This is a genomic window from Pseudomonas sp. PDM15, from assembly GCF_014851565.1.
Lineage (GTDB): Bacteria > Pseudomonadota > Gammaproteobacteria > Pseudomonadales > Pseudomonadaceae > Aquipseudomonas.
Genome location: NZ_JACVAA010000005.1, coordinates 37,144 through 56,190 on the forward strand (window position 1 = coordinate 37,144; position 19,047 = coordinate 56,190).

General features: G+C 64.7%; 18 protein-coding genes and 1 tRNA gene. 8 read left to right on the plus strand and 11 right to left on the minus strand.

The window, feature by feature from the left end:
- Positions 1 to 82: 82 nt before the first annotated feature.
- Both cysE and trmJ read right to left on the minus strand, forming a co-directional pair.
- The gene (cysE, locus tag IB232_RS14820; protein ID WP_192399396.1) at positions 83 to 862 is read right to left on the minus strand and encodes a serine O-acetyltransferase; all 780 of its coding nucleotides are present in this window, start codon (positions 860 to 862) and stop codon (positions 83 to 85) included.
- Positions 855 to 1,634 carry a tRNA (cytosine(32)/uridine(32)-2'-O)-methyltransferase TrmJ gene (gene trmJ / locus IB232_RS14825; RefSeq protein WP_192399710.1) on the minus strand — a complete coding sequence of 260 codons (780 nt, stop codon included), beginning with the start codon at positions 1,632 to 1,634 and terminating at the stop codon, positions 855 to 857. Before trmJ ends, cysE begins: the two co-directional genes overlap by 8 nt.
- Positions 1,635 to 1,783: 149 nt before the next feature.
- Between trmJ and suhB the strand changes: the two genes are divergently transcribed.
- Complete coding sequence (gene suhB / locus IB232_RS14830) at positions 1,784 to 2,599, plus strand: inositol-phosphate phosphatase (RefSeq protein ID WP_137971080.1); 816 nt, start codon at positions 1,784 to 1,786, stop codon at positions 2,597 to 2,599.
- 54 nt (positions 2,600 to 2,653) lie between these two features.
- Here the strand turns inward: suhB and IB232_RS14835 are convergent, their stop codons facing one another.
- The 7 genes from IB232_RS14835 to IB232_RS14865 form a co-directional block, all read right to left on the minus strand.
- Complete coding sequence (locus IB232_RS14835) at positions 2,654 to 3,202, minus strand: glycine zipper 2TM domain-containing protein (protein WP_192399397.1); 549 nt, start codon at positions 3,200 to 3,202, stop codon at positions 2,654 to 2,656.
- 179 nt (positions 3,203 to 3,381) lie between these two features.
- A complete protein-coding gene (secF, locus tag IB232_RS14840; RefSeq protein WP_192399398.1) occupies positions 3,382 to 4,296 on the minus strand; it encodes a protein translocase subunit SecF in 915 nt (304 codons plus the stop codon).
- Between the two features lie 13 nt (positions 4,297 to 4,309).
- A complete protein-coding gene (gene secD / locus IB232_RS14845) occupies positions 4,310 to 6,181 on the minus strand; it encodes a protein translocase subunit SecD (protein ID WP_192399399.1) in 1,872 nt (623 codons plus the stop codon).
- 60 nt (positions 6,182 to 6,241) lie between these two features.
- Entirely contained in the window at positions 6,242 to 6,583 is a 342-nt protein-coding gene (yajC, locus tag IB232_RS14850) for a preprotein translocase subunit YajC (RefSeq protein ID WP_192399400.1), read from the minus strand.
- 149 nt (positions 6,584 to 6,732) lie between these two features.
- A complete protein-coding gene (gene tgt / locus IB232_RS14855) occupies positions 6,733 to 7,851 on the minus strand; it encodes a tRNA guanosine(34) transglycosylase Tgt (protein ID WP_192399711.1) in 1,119 nt (372 codons plus the stop codon).
- A 5-nt stretch (positions 7,852 to 7,856) separates the two neighbouring features.
- Positions 7,857 to 8,912 (minus strand): tRNA preQ1(34) S-adenosylmethionine ribosyltransferase-isomerase QueA, encoded by a 1,056-nt coding sequence (queA, locus tag IB232_RS14860; protein WP_192399401.1) that lies wholly within the window; start codon positions 8,910 to 8,912, stop codon positions 7,857 to 7,859.
- A 78-nt stretch (positions 8,913 to 8,990) separates the two neighbouring features.
- Complete coding sequence (locus tag IB232_RS14865) at positions 8,991 to 10,757, minus strand: cation:proton antiporter (RefSeq protein ID WP_192399402.1); 1,767 nt, start codon at positions 10,755 to 10,757, stop codon at positions 8,991 to 8,993.
- 201 nt (positions 10,758 to 10,958) lie between these two features.
- Between IB232_RS14865 and IB232_RS14870 the strand changes: the two genes are divergently transcribed.
- The 3 genes from IB232_RS14870 to IB232_RS14880 all read left to right on the plus strand — a co-directional run bounded on the left by IB232_RS14870 (position 10,959) and on the right by IB232_RS14880 (position 12,135).
- Positions 10,959 to 11,043 (plus strand) — tRNA-Leu (locus IB232_RS14870).
- Positions 11,044 to 11,298: 255 nt separating this feature from the next.
- Positions 11,299 to 11,511, plus strand: a complete 213-nt coding sequence (locus tag IB232_RS14875) for a cold-shock protein (protein WP_021700367.1) — start codon at positions 11,299 to 11,301, stop codon at positions 11,509 to 11,511.
- Between the two features lie 120 nt (positions 11,512 to 11,631).
- Complete coding sequence (locus tag IB232_RS14880) at positions 11,632 to 12,135, plus strand: RDD family protein (protein WP_192399403.1); 504 nt, start codon at positions 11,632 to 11,634, stop codon at positions 12,133 to 12,135.
- 3 nt (positions 12,136 to 12,138) lie between these two features.
- Here IB232_RS14880 and IB232_RS14885 read toward each other — a convergent pair whose 3' ends face one another.
- Positions 12,139 to 13,056, minus strand: a complete 918-nt coding sequence (locus tag IB232_RS14885) for a GIDE domain-containing protein (protein ID WP_192399404.1) — start codon at positions 13,054 to 13,056, stop codon at positions 12,139 to 12,141.
- The gene (locus tag IB232_RS14890; RefSeq protein WP_192399405.1) at positions 13,056 to 13,628 is read right to left on the minus strand and encodes a LemA family protein; all 573 of its coding nucleotides are present in this window, start codon (positions 13,626 to 13,628) and stop codon (positions 13,056 to 13,058) included. The genes IB232_RS14885 and IB232_RS14890 overlap by 1 nt, the downstream gene beginning before the upstream one ends.
- Positions 13,629 to 13,784: 156 nt before the next feature.
- On the opposite strand from IB232_RS14890, the gene IB232_RS14895 reads away from it, so the two are divergent.
- From IB232_RS14895 to IB232_RS14910, 4 genes are all read left to right on the plus strand, one after another.
- A complete protein-coding gene (locus IB232_RS14895; protein WP_192399406.1) occupies positions 13,785 to 15,119 on the plus strand; it encodes an imelysin family protein in 1,335 nt (444 codons plus the stop codon).
- Between the two features lie 212 nt (positions 15,120 to 15,331).
- Positions 15,332 to 16,744 carry a di-heme oxidoredictase family protein gene (locus tag IB232_RS14900; protein ID WP_192399407.1) on the plus strand — a complete coding sequence of 471 codons (1,413 nt, stop codon included), beginning with the start codon at positions 15,332 to 15,334 and terminating at the stop codon, positions 16,742 to 16,744.
- Positions 16,745 to 16,754: 10 nt separating this feature from the next.
- A complete protein-coding gene (locus IB232_RS14905; RefSeq protein ID WP_192399408.1) occupies positions 16,755 to 17,816 on the plus strand; it encodes an imelysin family protein in 1,062 nt (353 codons plus the stop codon).
- Positions 17,817 to 18,926 (plus strand): DUF1513 domain-containing protein, encoded by a 1,110-nt coding sequence (locus IB232_RS14910; protein WP_192399409.1) that lies wholly within the window; start codon positions 17,817 to 17,819, stop codon positions 18,924 to 18,926.
- Positions 18,927 to 19,047: the final 121 nt, after the last annotated feature.

Below are 19,047 nucleotides of genomic sequence, written 5' to 3' on the forward strand. Positions count from 1 at the left end.
TATTTAGGTCAACTATAAGACCGATTAAAACAGTCGGGTATAGCGGCAATCCGGGGCGCGAATGATAGCAGACTATGCGTCCTCAGGCAGCCGGCTTGTCGCCCTGCTCCTTGCATACGTCGGCGAAGTCCTCGTCGCGCAGCGCAGGCAGCTCCTTGGCACAATAATCACTGCCCAGGGCCTTCAGCGCGCCGCACATACCCTCTAGACGCGAGTCGACCGCCTGCAGGTGATCGAGCAACTGACCAATCGCCCGCGCCACCGGGTCCGGCATGTCCTGGCCGACACCATAGGCATCGAAACCGAGTTTCTCGGCCATGGCCTGACGCTTAGCCTCCTGCTCGTCATCGACCTTGGCGATGATCCGCCCTGGAATGCCGACCGCCGTGGCTCCAGCCGGCACGGCCTTGGTCACCACGGCATTGGAGCCGATCTTGGCACCCGCCCCGACCGTGAACGGGCCCAGCACCTTGGCACCGGCGCCAACTACCACACCATCTTCCAGCGTGGGATGGCGCTTACCCTTGTTCCAGCTGGTGCCACCCAGGGTCACCCCCTGATAGAGGGTGACGTCGTTGCCTATCTCGGCCGTCTCGCCGATGACGATGCCCATGCCGTGATCGATGAAGAAGCGCCGCCCGATCTTCGCCCCCGGATGAATCTCAATGCCGGTCATCCAGCGCCCGAAGTTCGATACCAGGCGCGCCAGCCATTTCCAGCCCGCGCCCCACAATGCATGCGCCACACGGTGCAACCACACCGCGTGAAGCCCCGGATAGCAGGTCACCACCTCGAAAGCGTTGCGCGCCGCCGGATCACGATGAAAAACACTCTGGATATCTTCGCGCACACGCTCAAACATCGTCTTTTCTCCGCTTGTGGGACTCGCCACGCACCGCCTTCTGGGTTTCCGTGAGGACGCCGCGCAGGATATTCATTTCCAGCTTGCTGATGCCCGAGCGCCCATATAGGCGGCGCAGGCGTGACATCAGGTGACGCGGATTGGCCGGATCAAGGAAGCCGATCTCCACCAGCGTACTCTCCAGATGACCGTAGAACAGCTCCAACTCATCCGTGGTCACCGGCTGGGTATTGAGCATCGCCGTGGTTTCCAGCTTGTTCATCTTGGTCGGCTGCCCCTCGGCCGCAAGCCAGGCCATGCGCACCTCGTAGGCCAGCACTTGCACGGCCGCCGCCAGGTTCAGCGAGCTGAACTCAGGATTGGACGGGATATGCACGTGGAACTGGCAGCGCTGCAGTTCGTCATTGGTCAGGCCGGCGTACTCGCGACCGAACACCAGCGCCACCTCGCCACCCAGCTCTACCTGCTGCAGCGCAGTAGTCGCGCACTCGCGCGGATCCAGCAGCGGCCAAGGAATGCGTCGATCACGCGCACTGGTACCTAGCGCCACACTGCAGCCGGCCAGCGCCTCCTCCAAGGTGGCCACGACGACGGCGTTATCGAGGATATCGTTGGCGCCAGAGGCCCGCGCAACCGCCTCGCTGCTGGGAAAGTCTTCAGGATCGACTAATACCAGACGCGACAGGCCCATGTTCTTCATGGCCCGCGCGGCACCGCCGATATTGCCGGGATGGCTGGTATTGACCAGCACTACGCGAATGTTCTGCAGCAACGCCAGCTCCGCCCAAGAATGCGAAAGGGCCATGAATGTTACAGAAGGCCCCAGCCCAGCGCCATGCACAACGACGAGCCGGCTGCACAGAAAAAGCTAGTCTGCTAGAATGGCCGGCTTTCTTCTTTAACGATCCAGGTGAACCTTCCATGCAGCCCATGCTGAATATCGCGCTGCGCGCTGCGCGCAGTGCCGGCGAACTGATCATCCGCTCCGTCGAACGCCTGGATGTCATCTCGGTCAACGAGAAAGATGCCAACGACTACGTCAGCGAAGTCGATCGCGCGGCCGAGCAGACCATCATCCAGGCGCTGCAGAAGGCCTACCCGACCCATGGCTTCCTCGGCGAGGAAGGCGGCAGCATCGCCGGCACCGGCGATGGCGCCGACTACCAGTGGATCATCGACCCGCTGGATGGCACTACTAACTTCCTACGCGGTGTACCGCACTTCGCCGTCAGCATCGCCTGCAAATACCGCGGCCGCCTGGAGCATGCCGTGGTGCTCGACCCGGTGCGCCAGGAAGAATTCACCGCCAGCCGCGGCCGCGGCGCTGCCGTCAACGGTCGCCGCATCCGCGTCAGTAATCGCAAGAGCCTGGACGGCGCCCTGCTCGGCACCGGCTTTCCGTTCCGCGCCGAGCAGGTCGACAACCTGGACAACTACCTGGGCATGTTCCGCAGCCTGGTCGGCCAGACCGCCGGCATCCGCCGCGCCGGTGCCGCCAGCCTTGACCTGGCCTACGTCGCCGCCGGCCGCTACGACGCCTTCTGGGAGTTCGGCCTGTCCGAATGGGACATGGCCGCAGGCGCCCTGCTGATCCAGGAAGCAGGCGGCCTGGTCAGCGACTTCAGCGGCGGCCACGACTTCCTCGAGAAGGGCCAGGTGGTTGCCGGCAACACCAAGTGCTTCAAGGCCGTGCTGACCGCCATTCAGCCGCACCTGGCACCGTCGATGAAGCGCTGATCGCCAGCCAATGAAAAAGCCGCCCTAGGGCGGCTTTTTTGTTTCAGGTCGCGCTTACTGGGCGACCTGCGATTGCTGCACCAGCACCAGCTGGCCATCCTTGTTGACCGGAATCTGGCTGCCCGGATCGCGGCCCATGCGCACCTGACCGACCTTGCCATCCAGCTGGTATTTCACGTCATAGCCCACCAGCTTCTCGCTGGTGTCGGTCACGGTGTTACAGCGGGTCTCGGTGGTGGTGTAGGTGTCACGTTCCTGCATGCCCTCCTGCACCTTGTTACCGGCATAGCCACCACCGACGGCGCCGGCCACGGTGGCAATCTTCTTGCCGTTGCCGCCGCCCACCTGGTTGCCAAGCAAACCACCCACCACCGCACCGATGGCGGTACCGGCGATCTGGTGCTGGTCCTTGACCGGCGCCTGACGGGTCACAGCCACGTCCTTGCAGACCTCGCGAGGAGTCTTGACGGTCTCCTTGATCGGCTGCACGGCCAGCACCTCGGCATACTGAGGACCGCCCACCAGGCTATAGGTGGCCACAGCACCGCCAGCGGTGACACCCACCGCGCCCAGCACTGCACCTACGATCATCGACTTGTTCATGGGGTCCTCCAGAGACTTCGGTTACCAGGCATTTTACGCCCTATTCCCTGCCTTGGATCAGGCCGGGCCGGGCGAGTTCCCGCTTCGCTAGCCAGCGCAACGAGAACTGCGACGAAACGCACGCCCATAAAACACGAAGCCCGGCACTGGGCCGGGCTTCGGGCAATCGGCGAAGCGACTCAGGGACGCTCGTCCACCTCTTCAGCAACCGCCGGCGGAATAAGATCCTCCGTGGTCAGGTTCAGCCAGATCAGCACCACGTTGGCGATATAGATCGAGGAGTAGGTGCCGGCAAGCACACCAACGAACAGGGCGATGGAGAAGCCCCACAGGTTGTCGCCGGCGAATACCAGCAGCGCGACGATCGCCAGCAGGGTGGAGATCGAGGTCGCCATGGTGCGCAGCAGGGTCTGGGTGGTCGAGATGTTGATGTTCTCGATCAGGCTGGCCTTGCGCAGCACGCGGAAGTTCTCGCGCACCCGGTCGAACACCACGATGGTGTCGTTCAGCGAGTAACCGATGATCGCCAGGACCGCCGCCAGCACCGTCAGGTCGAAAGTGATCTGGAAGAACGACAGGATGCCCATGGTCACGACCACGTCGTGCACCAGCGAGGCGATGGCACCCACGGCGAACTTCCACTGGAAGCGGAAAGCCACGTAGATCAGGATGCCGCCGAGAGCCAGCAGCATGCCCAGGCCACCCTGGTCACGCAGCTCCTCGCCCACGGCCGGACCGACGTACTCGACCTTCTTCACCTGCAGCGAATTGTCGCCACTGGCCGCCTGCAGCACGGAGGCCACCTTGTTGCCGAGCTGCGGGTCATCGCCCTGCAGGCGCACCAACACATCGGTGGTGGCGCCGAAGTTCTGCACCACGGCATCGGCATAACCTGCGGCCGCCAGTTGCTCACGCACCTGACTGAGGTCTGCCGGCTTGTCGTAGCTCAGCTCGATCTGGCTGCCGCCGGTAAAGTCGAGACCGAAGTTGAGCCCCTTGAAGAACCAGCTACCAAGGGCGATGAGGGTCAGGAGCATGGTCAGGGCGAACGCGAAATTGCGCACACCCATGAAGTTGATAGTTCCGAGTTTCATGACTGACTGCCCCTTAGATCCACAGCTTCTTGAAGTCGCGACCGCCGAAGATCAGGTTGACCATCGCGCGGGTCACCATGATGGCGGTGAACATCGAAGTGACGATACCCAGCGACATGGTCACGGCGAAGCCCTTGACCGGGCCACTGCCCATGGCGAAGAGAATGCCGCCGACCAGCAGGGTGGTCAGGTTGGCATCGAGGATCGCCGAGTAGGCGCGGTCGAAGCCCTCGTGAATGGCGCGCTGCACCGACATGCCATTGGCGATTTCCTCACGTATGCGCGAGAAGATCAGCACGTTGGCGTCCACCGCCATACCCATGGTCAGCACGATACCGGCGATACCCGGCAGGGTCAGGGTCGCGCTCAGCGCGGACATCAGCGCCAGCAGCAGAACCATGTTGAAGCCCAGGGCCACGGTCGCCAGCACGCCGAAGAAGCGGTAGATGGCGATGATGAAGATGGACACGAAGATCATGCCCCAGATCGACGCATCGATACCCTTGGCGATGTTGTCGGCACCCAGGCTCGGGCCGATGGTGCGCTCTTCGGCGAAGTACATCGGCGCGGCCAGGCCACCGGCACGCAGCAGCAGCGCCAGCTCGGAGGACTCACCCTGGCCGTTAAGGCCGGTGATGCGGAACTGGCTGCCCAGCGGCGACTGGATGGTCGCCAGGCTGATGATCTTCTTCTCTTCCTTGAAGGATGGCACCGCCACTTCCTTCTCGACACCATCGACGACCTGCTTGACGTAGCGGGTCAACGGCTTCTGCTCGATGAAGATCACCGCCATGCTGCGCCCCACATTGTTGCGGGTGGCACGGTTCATCAGCTCGCCGCCATGGCCATCCAGACGGATATTCACCTGCGGGCGACCGTTCTCGTCGTAGCTGGCCTGGGCATCGGTGACCTGGTCACCGGTGATGATCAGGCTGCGCTCCAGCGCCACGGCCGGGCGACCGGGCTCGCGGAACTCGAAGGGTTCGGTGGAGGCGCGCGCCGCGTCGACGTCGGCCTGCAGACGGAACTCCAGGTTGGCGGTTTTGCCGAGAATACGCTTGGCCTCGGCAGTGTCCTGCACACCCGGCAGCTCGACCACGATGCGGTTGGCGCCTTGGCGCTGTACCAGCGGCTCGGCCACGCCCAGCTCGTTGACCCGGTTGCGCACGGTGGTGAGGTTCTGCTTGATCGAGTACTCGCGGATTTCCGCGCGTTTGGCCTCGGTCAGCGCCAGACGCAGCACCTGCTGGTCGTTGCGCTCGGTAGTGGTCTGCTCGAAATCGTTGAAGCTGCTACGGATCAGCTCGCGGGCTTTTTCCAGCGACTCGCTGTCGGCGAAGCCGAGCTGGATAGCACCGTCCTGCTGCGGCAGGCTGCGGTAACGCACGCGATCCTTGCGCAGGAGGCTCTTGATCTCGCTCTCGTAGACCTTCATGCGCGCGTCCATGGCCTTGTCCATGTCCACTTCCAGCAGGAAGTGCACACCACCGGACAGGTCCAGACCCAGCTTCATCGGGCCGGCGCCCAGGTTGCGCAGCCACTGCGGCGTGGTCGGCGCCAGGTTCAGCGCGACCACATACTCGTCACCGAGCAGCTTGCGCACCAGCTCCTTGGCCGGCAGCTGATCATCCTTCTTGGTCAGACGCAGCAGCGCGCCCTGCCCCTGCTTGGCACCCAGCTGGGCGGACTTGACCGCAATGCCGGCATCGCCCAACGCCTTGCCGATGCGATCGAGGTCGGCCTGGCCGATCTCCAGCGCCGTGCTGGCACCAGTAATCTGGATGGCCGGATCATCCGGATACAGATTGGGTGCGGAATAGATGAAGCCGACCGCCAGCACAGCCAGGATCAGCAGGTACTTCCACAGAGGATATTTGTTGAGCATGACGCCGCCCGTTATGACACGGGGCGCCTTAGGCGCCCCGTAGTGGTGAACGAAGAATCGTTAGATGGACTTCAGAGTGCCCTTCGGCAGGGTCGCCGCGATGGCCTGCTTCTGGAACTTCAGCTCGACGTTGTCGGCGATCTCAACCACCACGAAGTCGTCGGTAACCTTGTTGACCTTGCCGATGATGCCGCCGCTGGTCACTACCTCGTCGCCCTTCTGCAGGCCGCCGAGCAGATTCTTGTGCTCCTTGGCGCGCTTGGCCTGGGGACGCCAGATCATCAGATAGAAGATGACCATGAAACCGACCAGCATCAGGATGCTCATCATGTCACCGCCGGGCGCGGCGCCTGCCGCCGGGGCTGCGGTGTCGGCATAAGCAGCGGGGATCAGAAAACTCATGGAAAACTCCTATTGCGAGGTCTTGAAGCTATTGTTTTCGGGCTATTTTTCGCGAGCACCCGGGCTTCTTTTGCACGGGCGTCGGCTGCCATCGCGAGTAGATGGGTGCGCCGCGCCGAATTTCAAGCGGCAGGCCGGCGAATCACCGATCAGGGCTCCAGCGGCGGCGTCGGCAGGCCGCGCCGGGCGTAAAAGGCGTCGACAAAGGCGGCCAATGTACCCTGTTGAATTGCCTCGCGCAAACCAGCCATCAGGCGCTGGTAATGGCGCAAGTTGTGGATGGTATTGAGCATGCTTCCCAGCATTTCGCCGCATTTATCCAGGTGGTGCAGATAGGCGCGGGAGAAGTGGCTGCAGGTGTAGCAATCGCAGCTCGGATCCAGCGGCGACTCGTCGTGCTTGTGTCCCGAGTTGCGGATCTTGACCACGCCGGTCTCGGTGAACAGGTGGCCGTTGCGCGCGTTGCGGGTTGGCATCACGCAGTCGAACATGTCCACCCCGCGGCGCACGCCCTCGACCAGGTCTTCCGGCTTGCCCACGCCCATCAGGTAGCGCGGCTTGTCGGCCGGCAGCTGCGGCGGCAGGAAGTCCAGCACGCGAATCATCTCTTCCTTCGGCTCGCCCACCGAAAGACCACCGATGGCCAGACCGTCGAAGCCGATCTCGCACAGACCCTCCAGCGAGCGCATGCGCAGCTCTTCGTGCATGCCGCCCTGGACGATGCCGAACAGCGCCGAGGGGTTGCCCTCGTGAGCGTTCTTCGAGCGCTTGGCCCAGCGCAGCGACAGCTCCATGGAGCGCTTGGCCACATCGAAGTCGGCCGGGTACGGGGTGCACTCGTCGAAGATCATCACGATGTCCGAGCCCAGGTCGCGCTGTACCTGCATCGACTCTTCCGGCCCCATGAACACCTTGGCGCCGTCCACCGGCGACGAGAAGTAAACGCCCTCCTCCTTGATCTTGCGCATGGCGCCCAGGCTGAACACCTGGAAGCCGCCGGAATCGGTGAGGATCGGTCCCTGCCACTGCATGAAATCGTGCAGGTCGCCGTGTTTCTTGATCACCTCGGTACCCGGGCGCAGCCACAGGTGGAAAGTGTTGCCGAGGATGATCTGCGCGCCGATGTCGCCGACATCGCGCGGCAGCATGCCCTTGACCGTGCCGTAGGTGCCCACCGGCATGAAGGCCGGGGTTTCCACCACGCCGCGCGGGAAGGTCAGGCGGCCCCGACGGGCACGGCCGTCGGTGGCTAGCAGCTCGAAGGACATATGGCTCATGGGGTCTCCTCGGGACCGCGCGGGGCGGGATTGCGGGTGATGAACATGGCATCACCGTAGCTGAAGAAGCGGTACTGCTGCTTCACGGCCGCCGCGTAGGCGGCCATGGTCTGCGGGTAACCGGCGAAGGCCGAGACCAGCATCAGCAGGGTCGACTCCGGCAGGTGGAAATTGGTGACCAGGGCATCGACCACATGGAAGCGCTTGCCCGGGTAGAGAAAGATGTCGGTGTCGCCGCTGAAGGCCTTCAACTCACCATCGCGAGCCGCACTCTCCAGCGAGCGCACGCTGGTGGTACCGACGGCGATCACCCGCCCGCCGCGTGCACGACACGCAGCCACGGCATCCACCACGTCCTGGCCGACCTGCAGCCACTCGCGGTGCATGTGGTGATCCTCGATGCGCTCGACCCGCACCGGCTGGAAGGTGCCGGCACCAACATGCAGGGTGACGAAGGCGGTCTCGATGCCTTTCTCGCGGATCGCCACCAGCAACTCCTCGTCGAAGTGCAGCCCGGCAGTCGGCGCAGCCACGGCGCCGGCCTTGGCGCGGTCGGAATAGACAGTCTGGTAACGCTCGCGATCGGAGGCGTCGTCGGCACGGTCGATATAGGGCGGCAGCGGCATATGGCCGACCCGATCCAGCAGCGGCAATACCTCTTCGCTGAAGCGCAGCTCGAACAGTGCATCGTGGCGGGCGAGCATCTCGGCCTCGCCGCCACCTTCTATATGGATCAGTGAACCCGGCTTGGGCGACTTGCTGGAACGCACGTGGGCCAGTACGCGATGACTGTCCAGCACCCGTTCGACCAGGATTTCCAGCTTGCCGCCGGAGGCCTTCTGGCCGAACAGCCGTGCCGGGATCACCCGGGTGTCGTTGAACACCATCAGGTCGCCGGGGCGCAGGTATTCGAGCAGATCGGCGAACTGCCGATGGGCCAGCGCACCGCTCTCGCCATCCAGCACCAGCAGGCGGCTGGAACGGCGCTCGGCCAGGGGATGACGGGCGATCAAGGCATCGGGCAGGTCGAAATGGAAGTCGGCAACACGCATGAGGTCAGTCTCGCAGGGGGCGCAGAGCTTACCGGAAAGCGGGCCCGCGGACCACGCACCGGGCGACTGAAGGCACGCTCAATGCGGATCACCGCCATGCTTGTCCTGCTCCAGGGTTTCCAGCAGGGCGATCTGCATCCGCGAGTGCAGGCGAATCAGCCAGCGCCACAGCAGGGTGATCGCCGCCACCGCCACCAGGCCGATGATCAGCAGCGCCTCGCCGGTAGGCAGGATGCTGGCGGACAGCGCCATCAGCAGCACCATGATCAGGGCGAGGGACAGCAGCGGGATCACTTCGGCTATCACCTTACGCACACGGACAGTGTGGCGCCCAGCCTTCTCCGGGCGCACGCCGAGCTCGGCCAGGAGCATCGCCAGCGCCTTCAGCTTGCGGTACGCCGCCACCAGGAACGGCAAGGACAACAGCAACGCGCCACCCCACACCAGCGACTTCTGCAGGTTCTGCGCGGCCACCCAGGGCTCCAGGTAGGCCGCCAGCGGCACGGCGAAATAGCCGGCACTGAGGAAGATTGCCACCACCAGCGCGATATTGATCGCCACCTGCACCAGGATGCGCCGGATCATGCCCAGCAGCATCACGTTCTGCCCCTGGGGCTGGATGCTGCCCAGCCAGTCGCCGTACAGACCGAAGACCCGCGCGACACGCTCAGGCACCAGCCCCGCCAGCTTGTTGGAGAAGGGGTCGGCGGCACGGATCAGATAAGGTGTGGTCAGGGTGGTGATGGCCGAGACAGCCACCGCCACCGGATAAAGGAAGTGACTGGTGACCTGCAGGGTCATGCCCAGCGCGGCGATGATGAAGGAGAACTCGCCAATCTGCGAAAGGCCCATGCCGACGCGTAGCGAGGTGCGCCCATCGTTGCCGGCGATAAAGGCGCCGAGACTGCAGGACACCATCTTGCCGACGATCACCGCGACGGTGATCACCAGGATCGGCCAGGCATACTCGACGAGAATCGCCGGATCGATCAGCAAACCGATGGCGACGAAGAAGATCGCGCTGAACATGTCGCGCACCGGCTCGATCAGCCGCTCGATCTGCGGCAGCTGACGCGACTCGGCCATGATCGCGCCGATCAGGAACGCGCCCAGCACCATGCTGTATTCCAGCTTGACCACCAGCAGGCAGAAGCCGAAGCACAGGCCCAGCACGGTGACCAGCAACATCTCGTTGCTCTCGAACTTGGCCACGTAAGCGAGGATGCGCGGCACCAGCAGGATGCCGATGACCAGCGCCACGACCATGAACAGCGACAGCTTGCCGACCGTGGCGAACACCTCACCGGCCTCCACCGAACCGCTGACGGCGATGCCGGACAGCAGGGCGATGATGCCGATGCCAAGGATGTCCTCAACAATCAGCACACCGAAGATCAGCTGGGCGAAGCGCTCGTTCTTCAGCTTCAGGTCACTCAGCGCCTTGACGATGATGGTGGTCGAGGAGATGGCCAGGATGCCGCCGAGGAACAGCGAGTCCATCTTGCTCCACCCGAAGAAGCTGCCGATCTCGTAGCCGATCCACAGCATCAGGCCGATTTCCAGCAGGGCCGCGATGAAGGCGGTGGCGCCGACGTTGAATAGTTTGCGCAGGCTGAACTCGAGACCCAAGAAGAACATCAGGAAGATCACGCCCAGCTCGGCGAGAATCTTGATCGTCTCCTCGTCGTGGATCAGGCCGAAGGGCGGCGTATGCGGGCCGATGATGAAGCCGGCAAGGATGTAGCCCAGCACCACCGGCTGACGCAGGCGATGGAACAGCACGGTGACCACGCCTGCGACCAGCATGATCACGGCCAGATCCTGGATGAAACTGATGGCATGCATCGTGGCGCCCCTCCTGTGAAAACCTCCCCGGCGCCACGCTGCTGCGGCCACCACGAAACCTACCTCAGAGCCTAACAGCTTGATTTGGCGGACTTATCAGTACCATTCAGGGAATTTGTAAGCACAGATGGCAGGGCATTGACGTCGAAGCCAGCGCGATTGACCACCCCCTGACGCCTCCCTATACTGCGCGCCCATCGTGCCTCGGTGGCGGAATCGGTAGACGCGGCGGATTCAAAATCCGTTTTCGAAAGAAGTGAGAGTTCGAGTCTCTCCCGGGGCACCACGATATTCCCTCCTCAATTGCCTGCAAGGCCTCTGGAATCAGCTATTCCAGGGGGGTTGGCAAACGTATTTGAGTTAGCGTAGAGTTGGTCAACTGTGTTTGCATGGGTCGCCTTGAATCGTGACCTGGTGCAGTAGATCCTAAGATCCGCTACATCCCGCTCGACTTCTCTTACTCTCTGCAACCAGTTCCAGCCCTCTCGCGTCACAAGCTCGCGAGGCTGTCATCTAACTCTAGTTTCAAGGAAATAAGACAATGTCGAATCGTCAAACCGGCACCGTCAAGTGGTTCAACGACGAGAAGGGCTTCGGCTTCATCACTCCTGAGAGCGGTCCGGATCTGTTCGTGCACTTCCGCGCTATCGAAGGTTCGGGCTTCCGCAGCCTGAAAGAAGGCCAGAAGGTCACCTTCGAAGCCGTGCAAGGCCAGAAAGGCATGCAAGCTGACAAGGTCCAGGTTCTGGGCTAATCGCTGCTGCTGCGAAGAGCCCCTGATGGCGACATCAGGGGCTTTTTTGTGCCCGGTGTTTTTGTCCCGGGTGACGACACCCCGTACAATCCCGCGCAGTCTTTTCTTCCCGAGCTGTCCATGCCCAAGCACATGCTGCGCCCCCAGGGCGAATTCCCCGGCGCCGACCTGCCCCGCCGCTTCGCCGCGATGTTCTACGACTTCCTGCTGTGCGTGGCCCTGGTCATGGTGGTGGGGCTGCTCTACCAGCAGGGCCTGCTGCGCCTGATCTACGGCAGCGAGCGCCTGATGCAGCTGTCCCAGGCCGGCGCGCTGGATAACGACCCCATGCTGGCGAGCCTGGCACTCCTCAGTCTGTTCGGCTTCTTCGCCAAGTTCTGGACCCACAACGGCCAGACCCTCGGCATGCAGGCCTGGGGCCTGCGCATCCAGAACGCCGACGGCTCGGCCATAAGCCTGTGGCAGGCGCTGCTGCGCTTCGTCATCGCCATTGGCTCCTGGCTATGCCTGGGCCTGGGCTTTCTATGGGTGCTGTGGGACAAGGACAAGCGCAGCTGGCACGACATCTACTCGGAGAGCCGCGTCGTGCAGCTACCCAAGGGCATCCACAAGCAGGGCAAGTAAGACTCAGGCCCCAGCCAGTCCCGGCAACAGCACATTGCTTACCAGCCAGGTCGTGGCCAGCGCACCCGCCACGCAGAGCAGCGCACCACCCGCCGCCTGCCAGTAGAAGCCACGCGCCAGCTCATCCTCGCCCCCATTGGAGAGGATGAAGGGGAAAGACTCTCCCGGCTTGCGCAGCTGATGATGTACCGGCATCTCGCCGCGCCCCGCCTGGCGGCGCTGCGCCTCGACCCGCGCCGACTCGCGCATGCGCTCCCACTCGGCTGGGTCCAGCTGGCCATCGGCGTTGCTGTCGAAGCGCTGCAGCATGCCGGCGAAATCGCTCTTCCACTCGCGCACCACTGCCCCCTGGGCCAGGGTCAGGTCGAACGCCTCGGCGCCGCCCAGAGTACGGAAATCGCCAATGGCGTAAAGCGGCTGCCCGGCATGCAGACGTTCCTCGGTATAGCGATAGCGACTGCCGGCGGAAAACAGCATGCCGAGCAGCCCGCCGCCTTCGCTCAAACCGCGCGGATGACGCTCGCTGCCACTCCACACCTGGCGCGTGCTCGGCCGCACTTCGGCGCCTTTGGGGTTGATCAGGCATTCGCCGGTGGCATCCTTCAGACGCACCAGGCCTTCGCTGACACCACTCTCGATCACTCGCCAGCGACGGTTCTTGCCGTCGCCGGAATACTCCTCGATCTTGAAGCGCCACCACAGGCACGCAGTGCCGGTGAGTGGTGCTCGCAGTTGGCCATCAGGGAGTTCATGCAGCACACCGTAGAGCTCGACATAGCCCTGGGCCGCCGAGCGGATCTTCGAGGTTGGCGTGTTGAGCAGGAAGCGCGCCTCGGACAGGCGCTTGATGCACCACCAGCCGCCGCCGACGCACGCGCCGACGCTGAAGGCCATGCTGATGGCCAGACCAGGAACATCCATCAGTTGAACAGCGACTTGAGGTCGACGTCGGCCTTTTCTTCCTCGCTGAACTGAAGCAACTCGGCTTCCTTGAAGGCGAACAGGCGCGCCAGGATCACGTCGGGGAACTGCTCGATGCGCACGTTGTTCAGGTTGACCGCTTCGTTGTACAGCTCGCGGCGATCGGCGATGGCGTTCTCCAGGCCGGAGATGCGCTGTTGCAGGTGCTGGAAGCTGTCGTTGGCCTTCAGGTCCGGGTAGTTCTCGGCCAGGGCGAACAGCTGGCCGAGGCCGGCGCGCAGGCTGCTCTCGGCCTTGCCCAGGGCGCCCACGTCGTGCTGCTCGCGAGCGCTGGCCACGGCGCTGCGGGCGGCGATCACCCGCTCCAGGGTGGTGCGCTCGTGCTGCATGTACTGCTTGCAGGTCTCCACCAGCTTGGGCAACTCATCGTGGCGCTGCTTGAGCAGCACGTCGATGTTCGACCAGGCCTTGCTCACGCCGTGCTTGAGACGCACCAGGCCGTTATAGAGAACCACCGCCCAGGCGGCGAGGAGAAACAGCAGGACGAGTACGGCAACGGCAGTGAGGCTCATGGACAACGCTCCTTGTGAATTGCCGGCATTCTAGCGACACCATGACTCACGTCTACAAGGGTGACGAACGGAAACGCCCTTTGCATTTAATGAAAATCTTTCGCATTATTGTGCGGTTTTCCCGCCTTCCAACACTAAGAAGCAAAGGACTCCGCCATGACTCGTATGCCCCTGGCAACCGCCAGCCTGCTGGCCCTCGCCATTTCCCTCGCCGGCTGCGGCGACGACAAGAAAGAGGCCACCGCTCCGCAAGCTGCCGCTCCGGCTGCCGCCACCGCTACTGCCGCTGCTGGCAAGGTAGACGAAGCCGCCGCCAAGGCCGTGGTCGGTCACTACGCCGAACTGGCCTCCGCCGTGTTCAGCGACGCCGCCAGCACCGGCAAGCAACTGCAGGCCGCCATCGACGCCCTGCTGGCCAAGCCCAGCGAAGAGACCCTGAAAGCCGCCAAGCAAGCCTGGCTGGCCGCGCGCGTACCCTACATGCAGACCGAAGTGTTCCGCTTCGGCAACGCCGTGGTCGACGACTGGGAAGGCCAGCTGAACGCCTGGCCGCTGGACGAAGGCCTGATCGACTACGTGGCCAAGGACTACCAGCACGCTCAGGGCAACCCGGGTGCCACTGCCAACATCATCGCCAACACCACCATCCAGGTCGGCGAAGACAAGATCGACGTTACCGAGATCACCAGTGCGAAGCTGGCCGAGCTGAACGAGCTGGGCGGTTCCGAAGCCAACATCGCCACCGGCTACCACGCCATCGAGTTCCTCCTCTGGGGCCAAGACCTGAACGGCACCAACCCGGGCGCCGGTGCTCGTCCGGCGAGCGACTTCGTGGTCGGCGCTGGCGCCACCGGTGAGCACAACGAGCGTCGTCGTGCCTACCTCAAGGCCGCCACCGACCTGCTGGTTGCCGACCTGGACGAAATGGTCGGCCAGTGGAAAGCCGGCGTCGCCGACAACTACCGCGCCAAGCTGGAAGCCGAGCCGGCCGAGAGCGGCCTGCGCAAGATGCTGTTCGGCATGGGCAGCCTGTCCCTCGGCGAGCTGGCCGGCGAGCGCATGAAGGTCGCCCTGGAAGCCAACTCCACCGAAGACGAGCACGACTGCTTCAGCGACAACACCCACAACTCGCACTTCTACAACGGCAAAGGCGTGCGCAACGTCTACCTGGGCGAGTACAAGAAAGTCGACGGCACCACCCTGACCGGCCCGAGCCTGTCCTCGCTGGTCGCCAAGGCTGACGCCCAAGCCGACAGCACCCTGAAGGCCGACCTGGAAGCCAGCGAAGCCAAGCTGCAGGCCCTGGTCGACAGCGCCGAGAAGAACAACGTGCACTTCGACCAGCTGATCGCCGCCGACAACAAGGATGGCCAGCAGATCGTTCGTGACGCCATCGCCGCCCTGGTCAAGCAGACCGCTGCCATCGAGAAGGCCTCGGCCGCTCTGGGCATCAGCGATCTGAACCCGGACACCGCCGATCACCAGTTCTGATACCCGCAGAGCTGTCCAGGACGGATGCGCCCACAAGGCGCATCCGTTTTTTTATGCCTGCCGTTTCTCACCGGCGGCCCGCGACGCGCAACACCGCTCCCGACGTTTATGCCCGCGACAATCCGGCTTCGGCATAAACGCTAATTCCTCTTATTTGACTTCCCTTAGCCTGCTAAGATTACCCGCCTGATTGGCCGTCCAGGTTTTCGCCGATGCCCTCCCCGCTGCGCCTCTGCCTTCTGCCGCTGGCTTTTGCCCTGGCGGCCTGTGAGCGCACGCCGCCTCCCGCCGAGCCGGGCGAGGCGCTGTCCGGAGGTGCCACCACGGTGCGCCAGAGCGACCAGAACGCCTTCTCCCTGCCCTCCGCCAACCTCGCGCCATCGCGGCGTCTGGACTTCGCCGTGGGCAACAGTTTCTTCCGCAATCCCTGGGTGATCGCCCCGGCCACCACCACGGCGCGCGATGGCCTCGGCCCGCTGTTCAATACCAACGCCTGCCAGAACTGCCATATCAAGGACGGTCGCGGCCATCCGCCGGAGCGCGATGCGCTCAGCGCCGCCTCCATGCTGGTGCGCCTGTCCATCAAGGGCGACGACTCGCCGACCCACACCGAGCTGCGCCAGCGCCTGGGCGTGGTGCCCGAGCCGGTATACGGCGGCCAGCTGCAAGACATGAGCAACCCCGGGGTGGCGCCCGAGGGCAAGGTGCGGGTCGAGTACGACCTGCAAGCGGTGACGCTCGCCGACGGCACCGTCGTCGAGCTGCGCAAGCCGCGCCTGGTCATCAGCAAGCTGGGCTACGGCGCGCTGCACCCGGACACCCTGTTCTCCGCCCGCGTGGCGCCGCCGATGATCGGCCTCGGCCTGCTGGAAGCGATTCCCGAGGCGGCGATCCTGGCCAATGCCGACCCGGACGACCGCGACGGCGATGGCATTCGCGGCGCTCCCAATCGCGTCCATGACGATGCCAGCGGCCAGCAGGTACTCGGCCGCTTCGGCTGGAAGGCCGGCCAGCCCAGCCTCAACCAGCAGAACGTGCATGCCTTTGCCGGCGACATGGGCCTGACCACCGAGCTGCTGCCGCATGACGACTGCAGCGTCGCCCAGACCGACTGCCGCGCCATGCCCGACGGCGGCGAGCCCGAGGTCAGCGCCAACATCCTCGCCAACGTACTGTTCTACACCCGCAACCTGGCGGTCCCGGCGCGCCGCGGCGTGGACGAACTGGAAGTGCGCCGCGGCAAGCAGCTGTTCATCAACGCCGGTTGCCAGCGATGCCACACTCCGAGCTTCGTCACCGCCGCCGACGCCGCGGAGCCGGAGCTGGCCAACGAGACCATTCGCCCCTATACCGATATGCTGCTGCACGACATGGGCGAAGGCCTGGCCGATGGCCGCCCGGAGTTTCAGGCCAGCGGCAGCCAGTGGCGCACCGCGCCGCTGTGGGGTATCGGCCTGACCCAGGCCGTCAATGGCCACACCCAGTTCCTCCACGACGGCCGCGCGCGCAACCTGCTGGAGGCCATCCTCTGGCACGGCGGCGAGGCGCAGAACGCCAGGCAGGCCGTCATCGATTTCGATGCCAGCGAGCGCGGTGCGCTGCTGGCCTTCCTCAACTCCCTGTAAGGAGCCCGGAATGCCCCGTTCCCCCCTCGTCATCGCCCTGCTCGCCCTGGGTCTCGCCGCCTGCAGCCCGCAGGACCCGCAACAGCGCACCAGCGCCACCCTGGTCGACGGCGTGCTGCTGCCCGCATACAGCGCCTGGCACCAGTCCAACCAGCAGCTGGCCGAGAGCGCCAAGGCATTCTGCGCAGGCAAACAGGAGCTGGGCGCCGCGCAGCAGGCATTCCTTACCGATGTCGCCAGCTGGGCCGCCCTTCAGCCGCTGCTGCTCGGCCCGCTGGCCGAAGGCAACCGCGCCTGGCAGGTGCAGTTCTGGCCGGACAAGAAGAACCTGGTGCAGCGCCAGGTCGAAGCCCTGCTGAAGAACAAGCCGCAGCTGACCCAGGCCGACGTGGAGAAGGCCAGCGTGGTGGTACAGGGCCTGACCGCCTATGAATACGTGCTGTTCGACGCGGGCATCGATCTCTCCGATGCCGCGCAGAAGACCCGTTACTGCCCGCTGCTGACCGCTATCGGCGAGCATCAGCAGAAGCTCTCCGCCGACGTCCTCGGCCAGTGGCAGGCCGAAGGCGGCATGGTCGCTCAGCTCAAGGAATTCCCCAACGCCCGCTACGCAGAGGCACCCGAGGCCGTGGCCGAACTGCTGCGCGCCCAGGTCAACGCCATCGACGGCCTGAAGAAGAAGCTCGGCGCCGCCCTCGGCCGCCAGAGCAAGGGTGTACCGCAGCCGTACCAGGCCGAGTTCTGGCGCAGCAACGCCAGCCTGGCCAGCCTCGCCGCCAGCGTCGCCAGCGCCGAGCGCCTGTGGCTGGGCGGCAACAAGGACGGCGTGCGCAGTCTGCTCGGCGACGACCAGCAAGCCCTGGCGGCCAACATCGACCAGCAGTACGCCACCACCCGCCAGCAGCTGGCCGCGCTGCAGCGCCCGCTCGGCGAGCTGCTCGCCGACGAGGCCGGCCGTAACGAGCTGAACGCCTTCTATGACGAACTCAACAAGCTGCACCGCCTGCAGGGTGGCGAGCTGGCCAAGGCGCTCGGCGTGCAGCTGGGCTTCAACGCCCACGACGGTGACTGAATGAAGCGCAGAGCCTTTCTCGGCCTGGGTGGCCTGGCCCTGGCCGCCGGCGCGCTGACTACTGGCGCATTGGGCGGCTGGAAGCTGATCAGCCATGGCCCGCAGCCGCTGCTGCTGTCGGCCCGTGACGACAGCGACGGCCACCACTACGCAGTGGGCTACCGCCTGGACGGCAGCAAGGCCTTCGCCACGCGGGTGAGCGAACGCTGCCATGACGTGGTGCCGCACCCCAGCCTGCCGCTGGCGGTGTTCGTCGGCCGCCGGCCGAGCCGCGAGAGCTATCTGATCGACACCCGCGACGGCCGTCTGCTGCAGACCCTGGCCTCGCCGGTCGAGCGCCACTTCTATGGCCACGGCGTGTTCCACCAAGACGGCGAGTGGTTCTACAGCACCGAGAACGACACCAGCCAGCCCGGCCGTGGCGTGCTCGGCGTCTACCGCCTGCAGGGCGAGCGCCTGGAACGGGTGGCCGAGCGCAGCACCCACGGCCTGGGCCCGCACCAGCTGCTGTGGCTGCCTGGCGGCGAGGAACTGGTGGTGGCCAACGGCGGCATCCGCACCGAGGCCGACAGCCGGGTGATGATGAACCTCGACGCCATGGAGCCGAGCCTGGTGCTGATGCACCGCGACGGCACGCTGATCAGCAAGGAGCAGTTGCCCGAGCGGATGAACAGCGTGCGCCACCTGGCCGTGGCCGCCGACGGCACCATCGTCTCTGGTCAACAGTACGAGGGCGACCCGCAGGATGTGGCGCCGCTACTGGCGATCAAGCGTCCCGGCCAGCCCTTCCAGCCTTTCCCCCTGGGCGAGGCGCAGCGCCAGGCGATGAACCAGTACACCGCCAGCCTGGCGATCCACGACGAGCTGCGCCTGCTGGCGCTGACCGCACCGCGCGGCAACCGCTTCTTCATCTGGAACCTGGACAGCACCGAGCTGCTGCTCGATGCACCGCTGCCGGACTGCGCCGGCGTGGGCGCGGTGGCCGACGGTTTCGTGGTCACCTCCGGCCAGGGCCGCTGCCGCCTGTACGACTGCCGCGGCGAGCAGATCGCCGTGCGCCCGCTGGAACTGCCGGCAGGGCTCTGGGACAACCATTTGCGCCTGGCCTGAAATGGCCGTGAAGGCTAAAGGCCAGCGCGGCGCGGCCAACCTATACTGAACTGCACGTTGCACTCGCGCCGGAACTCCGGCCGTTGCCGCCGGTTTTCATGGCCGGGTGATAGGGATATCC